The sequence below is a fragment of the Streptomyces sp. NPDC020362 genome (assembly GCF_040642095.1).
GTDB lineage: Bacteria > Actinomycetota > Actinomycetes > Streptomycetales > Streptomycetaceae > Streptomyces.
The window spans coordinates 1-10,880 of sequence record NZ_JBFAET010000253.1; the positions used below are offsets into that span (position 1 = coordinate 1).

9 protein-coding genes and 1 pseudogene are annotated in these 10,880 nt (G+C 70.6%); 4 read left to right on the forward strand and 6 right to left on the reverse strand.

The window, feature by feature from the left end; all coding sequences use genetic code 11:
- Positions 1-37: 37 nt before the first annotated feature.
- The 5 genes from AB0H32_RS43090 to AB0H32_RS43110 all read right to left on the reverse strand — a co-directional run bounded on the left by AB0H32_RS43090 (position 38) and on the right by AB0H32_RS43110 (position 5,733).
- Positions 38-688 (reverse strand): hypothetical protein, encoded by a 651-nt coding sequence (locus AB0H32_RS43090; RefSeq protein ID WP_361133456.1) that lies wholly within the window; start codon positions 686-688, stop codon positions 38-40.
- On the reverse strand, positions 675-1,682 hold the full coding sequence (locus AB0H32_RS43095) for an aromatase/cyclase (RefSeq protein ID WP_361133459.1): 1,008 nt from the start codon (positions 1,680-1,682) through the stop codon (positions 675-677). The genes AB0H32_RS43090 and AB0H32_RS43095 overlap by 14 nt, the downstream gene beginning before the upstream one ends.
- A gap of 118 nt (positions 1,683-1,800) precedes the next feature.
- Entirely contained in the window at positions 1,801-2,826 is a 1,026-nt protein-coding gene (locus AB0H32_RS43100; protein ID WP_361133462.1) for a ketoacyl-ACP synthase III family protein, read from the reverse strand.
- A gap of 32 nt (positions 2,827-2,858) precedes the next feature.
- Complete coding sequence (gene cimA, locus AB0H32_RS43105; protein WP_361133465.1) at positions 2,859-4,490, reverse strand: citramalate synthase; 1,632 nt, start codon at positions 4,488-4,490, stop codon at positions 2,859-2,861.
- Between the two features lie 229 nt (positions 4,491-4,719).
- A complete protein-coding gene (locus AB0H32_RS43110) occupies positions 4,720-5,733 on the reverse strand; it encodes a CaiB/BaiF CoA-transferase family protein (RefSeq protein ID WP_361133468.1) in 1,014 nt (337 codons plus the stop codon).
- Positions 5,734-5,979: 246 nt separating this feature from the next.
- Between AB0H32_RS43110 and AB0H32_RS43115 the strand changes: the two genes are divergently transcribed.
- The 4 genes from AB0H32_RS43115 to AB0H32_RS43130 all read left to right on the forward strand — a co-directional run bounded on the left by AB0H32_RS43115 (position 5,980) and on the right by AB0H32_RS43130 (position 10,502).
- Positions 5,980-7,203, forward strand: coding sequence for a cytochrome P450 (locus tag AB0H32_RS43115; RefSeq protein WP_361133480.1), 1,224 nt, complete (start codon positions 5,980-5,982; stop codon positions 7,201-7,203).
- 199 nt (positions 7,204-7,402) lie between these two features.
- Positions 7,403-7,933: a nuclear transport factor 2 family protein gene (locus tag AB0H32_RS43120; protein ID WP_361133471.1), complete on the forward strand. Its 531-nt coding sequence runs from the start codon at positions 7,403-7,405 to the stop codon at positions 7,931-7,933.
- 57 nt (positions 7,934-7,990) lie between these two features.
- A complete protein-coding gene (locus tag AB0H32_RS43125; protein WP_361133474.1) occupies positions 7,991-9,568 on the forward strand; it encodes an NDP-hexose 2,3-dehydratase family protein in 1,578 nt (525 codons plus the stop codon).
- Entirely contained in the window at positions 9,492-10,502 is a 1,011-nt protein-coding gene (locus AB0H32_RS43130) for a winged helix DNA-binding domain-containing protein (protein WP_361133477.1), read from the forward strand. The genes AB0H32_RS43125 and AB0H32_RS43130 overlap by 77 nt, the downstream gene beginning before the upstream one ends.
- A 26-nt stretch (positions 10,503-10,528) precedes the next feature.
- Here the strand turns inward: AB0H32_RS43130 and AB0H32_RS43135 are convergent.
- Positions 10,529-10,880 (reverse strand): annotated as a pseudogene (locus AB0H32_RS43135) (NAD(P)-dependent oxidoreductase); the annotation flags it as partial.

A 10,880-nucleotide genomic window follows, 5' to 3' on the forward strand; every position in this document is an offset into this window, starting at 1 on the left:
GTGGTCCTCGGCTCTCCCGCCACTCGAACGCCCGGTCCTACCGGCCCGGGCGGCCGGTCCGCTCGATCGTCCGCTCGTAGGCGACGTGCACGGCCCGGTCGACGGTGATCCGGGCCGTGTCGGCCAGGTGCCCGAACACCTGTGGACTCGCCTCCGTGCCGAGGGCGCGGTCGCAGGCCTCGGCGTCACGCCACCACAGCAGGCCCGTGTAGGCGAAGGGACTGATCGTGGAGCGGAGCAGGTCGCCGCCTCCGAAACCGCCCAGCTGCTCTGCTCGGGTGCACAGTTCGGCGAACTCTCCTTCGAAGGCCCGCCAGTCGCCGTGCACGTCGGCATGGATCAGGGCGACGTTTTCCGCGCCGACGAGGGCGTCGTCCCTCAGTACCCGGCCCACGCTGACCGCCTGGTCGACCTCGACCACCACCAGCGGCTCCAGCCGCCGGACATGGCGCAGGAACGTCGCGTCATGCACGGTGTCCAGGAAGGCACGCAGTGTGCGCCAGTGGCTGAGGTGGACGTACACCTGGGGCCGGTCGACCAGGCGTGTGGTCACCAGGAAGTCGAAGTCGTCGCGGCGGCGCAGGAACTGGGAGTGCTCGCGGAACAGCCTCTCGAACTCCCCGACGTCGCCCTTCACCTCGAACCGGTTGATGACCGTGACCGGTCCCCCGAGATCACGTTCCGCCATGCACTTCCTCCGCATACTGCTGGGCGTGCCGCAAGGTGATGGAGCTGTTGGTGCCCAGGGCCTTGCGGACCAGGGCTCTCGCATCGGCGAGGGTGGCCTCGGGGCCGAGCGCGGTGCGCACACCTTCGGGGTCCAGGACCACAGTGTGCCAAGACGTGACGGTGAGGGTGCCGTCGTCCAGTGGTTCGATGGTCCAGCGGCCGGTGTGGACCCGCATGGCGACCGGCACCCGCAGCTGCTTGTAGACGATCTGCCTGCTGTCCTCGAGGCACACCCGCACTGATGTGGTGTTGTGCGTGGAGCCGTCGGGACTGCGGGTGTCCATGTCGATGTGCTGGATGCCGGGTTCGTCCTCGGTGAGGTCGAGCCGGGCCACATGGGGCAGCCGCTCGGGCCACAGGTCCGCGCGGTCCAGGAAGGCGTACACGTCGCCGGCCGCGCCCGCCACGGTGACCGAGTCGCTGAAGGTGAACTGGAGCTCGGCGGCGTCCGCGCCCCGTTCCGCAACGTTCTTCAGGGCGGCCAGCTCGGCGAGGCTGTTGCGGTCGACCGCCCGCTGGATGAGTTCCTCGGCCGCCGGATCGTCGTCGACCGCACGGTAGTTGTGCAGCAGCACCACCCGTGTCGTACCGTCCTCGACGGGCTGGATCAGCCACGTGCCGCCCATGGAGGCGACGGGGGCCGCCGAGACCACCTGCCGGAACTCGATGACGCGGGCGGCCGGATCGAGAACGCGGCGTGACGTCCAGGTGCGCACCTGTTCGTTGGCCACTGCCCAGATGCGCAGCAGCTGTTCGCCGCCCGCGGACGGATCCGCCTCCTCGAGGACTTCCACATGGACGGTGGGCCCGAACACCTGGGGCCATCCGGCGACATCGGCCACCAGGCGGTAGACGTCGTCCGGTGCGGCCGACACGGTGACGGAGTGTTCCGTGAGGTGGGGCCCCGTGACCGGTGGGGTCTCGCGGGGCTCGGTCGTAGCGGTGGTCGCCACGGTGGTCCTTCCCTTCGTTCGTGCCGTACGGGACGGCATGCAGCAGCCTGACACAGCCCCCTGGAGGGCAGCTCGACATCCGGTCGGCTCCCCCTCGAGCGCGATCACGGCGGGCGGCTCAGTCGCTCCCGCCGGGCGGATCGGTGATCTCCACGACGGCGCATCCCCAGCTGTAGCCGGCTCCCACACTGACCAGCACGATGCGGTCTCCGGGGCAGACCTTCCGGGAGACCAGCAGGTGGTCCAGGCTCGCGAACTGGTCGCCGGCGCCCAGGTGACCGACCGTTCGGCTGAACTCCCATGTGGTCCGCGCCGGGTCGATGCCGAACGGCTGGTGGTAGATGGCCTTCAACCTCCTGCTCCCGAAGTGCGGCAGCACGACCCAGCGGGCGTCACCGAGCTCCATTCCCGCGTCCGCCAACGCCTCCTTGATCACCGTCTGCTGGCCGTTGTGGGCCCGGGTGATGGCGTACGACATGCCGGACCGGCCGATGAAGGCGCGTTTGGCCTGTTCGAAGTCGACCGGCATGCGGTGGCCGAACGGCGCCCTGGTGAACGGTTCGTCGCCGCGGTGGAGGGGCTCCAGCTCCGGGTCGGCGAACAGCGCGAGGGACACCAGCCTGGCGAAGCCGCGCCGACGCGAGAGCAGGAGCGCGGACGCACCGTCGGCGTAGGGGGTCCCGGGGTCGGTCCGCCAGCGGTCGATGCCCGGCTCGCAGAACCGGTCGGCGGTCGTCAGCAGTGCGTCACCCCGGCCGTGTCCCGCGGCGAGATAGGCGGTGGCCAGGTCCATGGCGGCGAGGCCGCCGTTGGACATCTGCCGGATCTCGATCGCCTGGCAGCTGTTGCCGAGCGCCTCGCGCTGGATGTAGGAGGCCACGGGCCACAGGTCCTGGCCCTGGTGGTAGGTGTCCGCGTGCAGCAGCAGGTCCACTTCCCCGGGAGTGCTGCCCGAGCGGGTCAGTACGGTCCGGGCGGCGTGCGCCGCCATCTCCGCCGGGGACTCGTCGGGCGAGTACGCCACGGACTCCAGCCCGGTGGCGGCGGCCACCTTCGGCGGGCAGGCTCCGGTGGCCACGGCGTCCGCCACCGTCAGCAAGGAGGGGAGACGTACGGAGGTCCCCCGTATGTAGATGCCTTCCACACGCACAACCGCTCCTGAGGGGTTCGAGGGTGTCAGCCGGCCGGTGAGGCCATCAGGGTCGGGGCGTCGCAGCTGCCGGGTGCCCGTCCCGGTGTGCCGACCAGGACGTAGTGGGCGGCGTCGAGCAGGGCCCGCCACCCCGCCGTGACCGTGTTGGCGTCCACTCCCACGGTGCCCCAGCGGCGCTCGCCGTCCTCGAACGACATCAGCACCCGGACGGCGGCCGAACTGCCGGTCTCACCGCTGAGCACCCGGACCCGGTAGTCCACCAGCCGCAGGCGGCCCAGCTCGGGAAACAGCGGGTCGAGCGCCTTGTGCAGGGCGGTGTCCAACGCGTGCACGGGGCCGTTGCCCCGCCCCTGGGCCACGAGCGGAACGCCGTCGACCCGCAGCTGCACCGAGGCCTGGGTGCCGACCCGGCCGTCACGCTTGGCGCAGACGGCCACCTCCCATTCGTCGACGTCGAACGGCGCGGGCTGCGGGCTGCCCGCCAGCTCCTCGCGCAGCAGCAGTGCAAAGGACGCATCGGCCGACTCGAAGCTGTAGCCGCGGCTCTCCAGGTCCTTGACCCGGCTCGCGGCCCGGGCCACCGCCTCGGAGCCGGCACTGACGTCGTAACCCAGCTCCCGCGCCTTGAGCTGCACGGAAGAGCGACCGCCCATGTCGGAGACGAGGGTACGCATGGAGCTGCCGACCCGGGCCGGGTCGATGTGCTGGTAGAGGTCGGGGTCGACGCGCAGTGCCGAGGCATGCAGCCCGGCCTTGTGCGTGAACGCCCCGGTCCCGACATAGGGAGCCGCGTACCCGCCCGGGACACCGGTGACCTCCGCGATGGCCCGGCCGGTGCCTGCGAGGGCTGCTAGCCGTTCCAGCGGGATGACTTCGCGACCCCGCTTGAGGACGAGATTCGCGGCGAGGGTGAACAGGTTCGCGTTCCCGCACCGCTCGCCGTAGCCGTGCGCCGTGCCCTGCGCGTGCACGGCGCCGGCATCCACCGCGGCCATGGTGTTGGCGACCGCGCAGCCGGTGTCGTCGTGGCAGTGGATGCCGATCGCGGCACCCGTCATCGCGATGGTGTCCGCGACGACCGCCTTCACCTCGTCCGGCAGGGAGCCCCCGTTGGTGTCGCAGAGTACGACGACCTCGGCGCCCGCCTCGATCGCGGTGCGCACCACCTCCAGCGCGTACTCACGGTTGGCGAGGTATCCGTCGAAGTAGTGCTCGGCGTCCACGAAGACCCGGCGCCCGGCGTGCGTCAGGTGCCGGACGGTGGAGCCGATCATGGCGAGATTCTCGGCGAGTGTGGTGCGCAGGGCCCGGTCCACGTGCCTGGTGTGGCTCTTGGCCACCAGGGTCACCACCGGAGTCTCCGCGTCCAGGAGCGCCCGTACCTGGGGGTCGACGGCCACCGAGGTGCCCGGCCTGCGCGTGGCGCCGAAGGCGGCCAGCACACTGGAGCCCAGGTCGAGCTCGGTCCGCGCCCGGCGGAAGAACTCGGTGTCCTTGGGGACCGCGCCCGGCCAGCCGCCCTCGATGAATCCCACACCGAGTGCGTCGAGGCTGCGTGCGACGGAGAGCTTGTCGTCGACCGTGAGCACGAGACCCTCCATCTGGGTCCCGTCGCGCAGGGTCGTGTCGTAGAGGTGAAAGCCCTGCTCCGCCATCACTCCTCCTTGCTGTCGGCCGCGGAACTGGTCTGCCGCTGCTCGTTCCCACACGGTCGGCCGTAGTCCTCGAGAACGCCTGGAGCGGTCGCACCCGGCCGCGCCGGCACGCGTCGCGACCCGCGCTCGGGGCGAGCGCCGACGGGATCGCGAGCGGGCCGGGCACGACCGGAGGCGGCGGGCACGCCGGATAACGGCCGCGGGGATGCCGGTACACGGACGGACCCGGTCAGTGCGGTTCCGCCTGGGTCCGGCTGAACCGTGGTGCGGGGGCGGCGGGGCCGCCGCCCCGGGCCAGGTGGTGCGGATGCGAGAGTGCTTCCTCGATGCTCAGCACCGGGGTCACACACGCTTCCGTGTCGGCGAAGTGGCGCGCCCAGTCGTCCCGGTCACGGGCGAGGAACCGATGCCCGAACATGCGCCGAAGGGTGGCCCAGTTGAGCGGGTCCGCACGATCCGGGATCCGCTCGGGGTCGAATTCGAGACCGGCCAGCAGAGCCTGGTAGAAGCGCTCCTCCAGAGCACCGACGGCAACGTGCCCGCCGTCCGCACAGGCGTAGCAGCAGTAGAACGGCGCCCCGCCGTCCAGCAGATTCACCCCACGCTCGGATCGCCACTCGCCGGCGGCGAGCATCGCCGTCATCATGCCGAGCATGGTGTTCGTGCCGTCCACGATCGCCGCGTCGACGATCTGGCCCCGCTCGGACCGCTGACGCTCGTACAGGGCCGCGAGCACCCCGGCGACCAGGAACATCGCACCGCCCGCGAAGTCCCCGAGCAGATTGACCGGCGGCACGGGCGGACCGCCCGCCTCTCCGATCGCGTACAACGCCCCGGTGAGCGAGAGGTAGTTGATGTCGTGGCCGGGGGTCTTGGCGAGCGGGCCGTGCTGGCCCCAGCCGGTCATCCGCCCGTACACGAGCCCCGGGTTGCGGGTCAGGCACTCCTCGGGGCCGATACCGAGCCGTTCGGCGACCCCGGGGCGGAATCCCTCGACCAGGACGTCGGAGCCGTCCACCTTGCGCAGCAGCCAGGCGACGTCCGCGGGGTTCTTGAGGTCCAGCTCCGTGGAGTGCCGGCCCCGGTCCAGTTCCCCGTGCCAGTCGGCGAAGGAGCGGCGGCCGTCGCTCCGGTCGATGCGCAGGACATCGGCGCCGAGGTCCGCGAACATCATGCAGGCGAAGGGAGCCGGCCCGATCGCCGCCAGCTCGATCACTCTCAGGCCGTCAAGCGGCCCGGTCATCGCGCGCCCCAGTGGCCGCGGCCGGGAAGCGTCTGCGATCCCGGCAGGGCACTCAGGATCTTCAGGGTGTATGACATTCGAGGAACGTAGGGAGCGGAGTCACAGCTTCACTCGAGCCTCGCTCGACTGTCCGGACCCGTGGGGCCGGTGGGGACTCCAGCGGCATCCGAGGGCGAGGCGTCACCGTGGACCGGCCTGAACCAGTCCGCGCGACCGTTGCGCCCTCAGGAAGGATGCACCGTGACGATGAGTGCCGTGGAGGCGGGCGATCCCGCCGGGACGGAGACCGAGACTTTCCCCTACCGACGGCAGTGCCCCTTCACTCCGCCGAAGGGCTACGCGGAGATGATCGCCAAGGACGTCTCCCAGGTCACGCTCACCGGGTCGGGCCTGCGTATCTGGACGGTCACCAACTACCAGACGATCCGGCAGCTGCTCACCGACCCGCGCGTCAGCGCCTCGCGAAAGCACGACAACTTCCCCTTCTACTTCATCGCTCCGCCGGAGTACCGGACCGAGACCTCGTTCATCGGTTACGACGGCAAGGAGCACAGCGACACCCGCCGCAAGGCGGCGCTGACGTTCACGAATCGTCAGGTGCAGCGGCTGCGTCCGCGCATCGAGGAGATAGTCGACGAGCACCTGGACAAACTGCTCTCGCTGCGGCCTCCGGCGGACTTCCACCGGGTGTTCTCGCTGGCCGTGCCCATGACGGTGATCTGTGAGCTGCTGGGCATTCCGCAGGACCGGCACGACTTCTTCATCAAGCACGGCACGGCTCTGCTCGGCGGACACAGCTCCACCGAGGAACGGCAGGCCGCGATCGTCGAAGTGAACGCCTACATCCACGAGTTGATCCAGCTCAAGAAGCAGGAGCCGGGCGAGGACCTGCTCAGCCGGGCGATGGCCGACTATGCGGCGTCGAACGTGGAGTACACCGACCGGGACCTGTTCAACATGGTCCGGCTGCTGATGAACGGCGGGCACGAGACCACCGCCAGCCAGATCTCGCTCGGCACGGCCTGTCTCCTGGAGAACCCGGACCAGCTGGAACTGCTTCTGAACGACCCGTCGTTGGCCAAGCCCGCCGTGGAGGAGCTGGTGCGCCTCGCGACCATCGGCGACACCGCGGTGCCCCGGGTCGCCCTGGAGGACATCGAGATCGCAGGCCAGGTCATCCGCAAGGGCGACGGCATCCTCTGCCTGGGACTGGCCGCCAACCGCGACCCGGACGTCTTTCCCGAGCCGGACCGGCTCGACATCACCCGGGGCAGCCGCAAGCACCTGGGCTTCGGGCACGGGGTGCATCACTGCATCGGCGCCGATCTCGCCCGCCTGGAGCTGGAGATCGTGTGGAGCAAGCTCTTCCAGCGCATCCCCACCTTGCGGCTCGCCAAGCCGTTCCTGGAGATTCCGCGCAAGGAAGGCGCGGTCATCTACGGACTGTGGGAGTTGCCGGTCACATGGTGACGCCGGACGAAGGACGGGGCTGTTCCACGACGATGCTTCGTGGAACAGCCCCGCCGTGTTCCCCGCCCCCTTCGCGACGTGGCCGGACGACGTGACGCTGTAGTGCCGCTCCAGGTCGCTTCCAGGCGCCCGGGCCACCGTGGAGGCCCCGGCGACGCCACGGACCCCAGCAGGCGCGCCCCGACCGGAAGGAACCAGCGTGGCCCAGGGAGTGCAGGCGACCGGCCAGCGGGTGACCGCGGATCTCTACGTCGAGGTACAGCAGTTCTACGCACGGCAGATGCCGCTCCTGGAGGAGCGGCGGCTCGAGGAGTTCCTGGAGACGCTCACCGAGGACGGCTCGATCGAGCACCGTCCCGGGGGGTGGAAGCTGGAGGGACGTGCACAGCTGCTCACCGAGATGCGGCAGCGCCGGGGCGATCCGGAACGCCCGCTGGTCGACGAGGTGTCGGCGCGTGAGGCCCGGCAGAAGAACATCGCGTACTACGACGGGCTCGTGTACCGGTACTGGTTCGACCGGATGCGCATCGACATCGTCGACGAGGACACCCTGAACGTCAGGTACCAGGCCATCGTGAGCATGACCGATGCGGCGGGCAGGGTGAGCTTCGAGCCGACGACCGTCGTCGAAGACGTCCTGGTCCGGATCGACGGGCAGCTGTACACCCGCTCCCGTCTGGTCACCCACGACTCGCCCAACTGGGCCGACAAGATCCACAACCCGTCCTGACGGGCAGCGCTTCGTCACAGCCGCGCCCCCGGCAGTCCTCTAGCTGCGGAGGTTCCCATGTCCACCCGCCCTGCGGCGGCCGAGCGCTTCGCGCGATCCGCCGCTGTCACCGTCAACGGCTCCTGGCTGCGGACCTCCGACGTCCACGCATGGATGGCCGAGCGCGCACGCGCCCACCGCTTCGCCGTGGAACGGATTCCCTTCGCGGCGCTCGACAACTGGTCCTTCGCCGGCGACACCGGCAATCTGAGGCATCACAGTGGACGCTTCTTCACGGTGGAGGGACTGCGGGTCTCGGTGGACTCCGGGCCGTTCCGGCACTGGCAGCAGCCGATCATCAAGCAGCCGGAAGTCGGCATCCTGGGTATCCTGGCCAAGGAGTTCGACGGGGTTGCGCACTTCCTCATGCAAGCCAAGATGGAGCCGGGCAACCGCAATCTGCTCCAGCTCTCCCCCACCGTGCAGGCAACGCACAGCAACTACACCAAGGTGCACCGCGGGGCGGGCGTCCCCTATCTCGACCACTTTCTGCGGCCCGCCCCGGGCAGCGTGGCGGCCGATGTCCTGCAGTCCGAGCACGGCTCCTGGTTCTTCCGCAAGAGCAACCGGAACATGATCGTCTTCACCCGTGACGAGGTACCGGTGGGCGAGGACTTCTGCTGGCTGACACTCGGCCAGATCGGTGAACTGCTGCACGCGGACAACCTGGTGAACATGGACGCCCGTACGGTCCTGTCCTGCGTGCCGCCGCCGGGCGGCACCGGCACCGGCAGCGCGGACGAGACGGACCTGCTGTCCTGGTTCACGGCGGAGCGCTCCCGCCACAGGGTCCAGGCCGAACTCTGCCCCCTGAACGCGGTGGCCGGCTGGCGGTCGGGGCCCTTCGAGATCGAGCACGAGCTGGGCCGCTACTTCCGGGTGGTGGCGGTCGCCGTCGAGGCCGGCAGCCGGGAGGTGGGCGGCTGGACCCAGCCGCTGATCGAACCGCGGGGCCTCGGCGTCACCGCCTTTCTGACGCGCTGCGTCGACGGCGTCCCGCAGTTGCTCGTGCACGCCCGGGTCGAGGGCGGCTTCCTCGACACCGTCGAACTCTCCCCCACCGTCCAGTGCCTGCCCGACAACCACGCGTGGCTTGCCCCCGAGGACCGTCCCCCGTTCCTCGACACGGTGCTCCGGGCCCGCCCCGAGCAGATTCGGTACGAGGCGATCCACTCGGAGGAGGGCGGGCGCTTCCTCAACGCCGAGAGCCGCTATCTGCTGGTCGAGGCCGACGACGCAGACGTTCCGGAAGTCCTGCCGCCGGGCTATCGGTGGGTCACGCCCGCCCTGCTCAGCTCCCTGGTCCGGCACGGCCACTACCTCAACGTCCAGGCACGCAGTCTGCTCTGCCTCCTCACCACGGGGGCGGTCACGCTCGAGCGACGGTCGAGGCCGGGCGGCGACAATGGTGCGCATGCCTCATCAGCTCGGTCTGCGCACCCTCAACCGCACCTATCTGCAGCGCCAGTTGCTGCTGAGCCGCAGGCGGCTCACCCCCTCCGAGACCATCGGTCATCTGATGGGTCTGCAGGGGCAGGAGTCCAACTCCCCGTACGTGAGCCTGTGGGCCCGGCTCTGCGGCTTCCGGCACGCTGATCTGACGTCGCTCCTCCACGACCGTGCCGTGGTACGCGCCAAGCTGCACCGCAACACCCAGCACCTGGTCACCGCCGAGGACTTCCGCCACCTGCACCCCTTGCTGGAACCGGTGCTCCGGCGGGCCCGCCAGGGTGCGTTCGGCCGGGCCGTCGGCGGCCTGGACACACGCGAACTGACCGAGGCAGGACGCGAGTTGATGTCGGGCGACGGGCTGACCCGCCCCCAGTTGGCCCGTCGGCTCGTCGAGCGTTTCCCCGGTCGGGACCGGCTGGCCCTGGCCTACGTCGTGCAGTCCCTGGTGGCCCATGTGCACCCTCCACCGAGCGGTACCTGGGGCGACCGCGGGGCCACGCCTCTCGTCCTCGCCGAGGAGTGGATCGGCCGGCCGATGGAGGACGGGCCCCGGGTCGACAGGGTGGTCCTGCGGTACCTGGCGGCGTACGGCCCGGCGGGCGTGATGGACGTGCAGGCCTGGTCCGGGCTGACCCGGCTGCGCTCGGTGATCGACGGAATGCGGTCGCAGCTGCGTACGTACGAGGACCCCTCGGGCCGGGAGTTGTTCGACCTGCCCGACGCCCCGCTCGCCGACCCGGACGAGCACGCCCCCGTTCGCTTCCTGCCCGCCTTCGACAATCTCGTCCTCAGCCACGCCGACCGTACGCGGGTCATCGGCGACGAGGACCGGCAGCGGGTGATCACCGGAAGCGAGGTGCGCCCCACCTTCCTGGTCGACGGCTTCGTCCGCGGCATCTGGTCGCTGCAGGGCAACGGCACCCTGCGCGTCATGCCCTACCGGCCGTTGACCCCGCAGGAGGCGGACGAGACGCGGCAGGAGGCCGAACGGCTGCTCGGCTTCCTGCTGACGCCGGCCACGGACGACGAAGCCATGGGCCACGGGGCGGAACCGAAGGGCGAGGTCGTCATCGGCTGACCGCGCCCGACGGCTCCGAGGAACCTTCACACGGCCGTGTCGGCGGTGCCGCGCACGGTCTCCCACATGCCCCGCAGGGATGCCTCCAGGCTGTACCGCGGCCGCCAGTCGAGCTGCCGCCGGGCGCGGGAGGCGTCCACCTGCACCCAGTCGGCCCCGGGGCTCTGGCCCTGCACCTCGTCCTGTCGCACCCGGACCGCCGCCGGCGGCAGGCCGCTGACGGTCACCAGGGTGCGGACCAGGGAGAGGATGTCCACCGCCTCCCCCCGGCCGATGTTGAACAGCGGTGCGCTGTCCGGGCGCAGGGCCGCCGCGACCACCGCGGCGGCCCCGTGCCGGGCGTGGACGTTGTGGGGGCGGGCCGCGGCCCCCCTGGCA

What these genes read in the sequence shown, in the direction of transcription:
- AB0H32_RS43110 (WP_361133468.1), bottom strand. Translation starts at nt 5,733, where the DNA reads ATGACCGGGCCGCTTGACGGCCTGAGAGTGATCGAGCTGGCGGCGATC.
- AB0H32_RS43115 (WP_361133480.1), top strand. Translation starts at nt 5,980, where the DNA reads ATGAGTGCCGTGGAGGCGGGCGATCCCGCCGGGACGGAGACCGAGACT.
- AB0H32_RS43125 (WP_361133474.1), top strand. Translation starts at nt 7,991, where the DNA reads ATGTCCACCCGCCCTGCGGCGGCCGAGCGCTTCGCGCGATCCGCCGCT.
- AB0H32_RS43130 (WP_361133477.1), top strand. Translation starts at nt 9,492, where the DNA reads ATGGGTCTGCAGGGGCAGGAGTCCAACTCCCCGTACGTGAGCCTGTGG.
- cimA (WP_361133465.1), bottom strand. Translation starts at nt 4,490, where the DNA reads ATGGCGGAGCAGGGCTTTCACCTCTACGACACGACCCTGCGCGACGGG.
- AB0H32_RS43090 (WP_361133456.1), bottom strand. Translation starts at nt 688, where the DNA reads ATGGCGGAACGTGATCTCGGGGGACCGGTCACGGTCATCAACCGGTTC.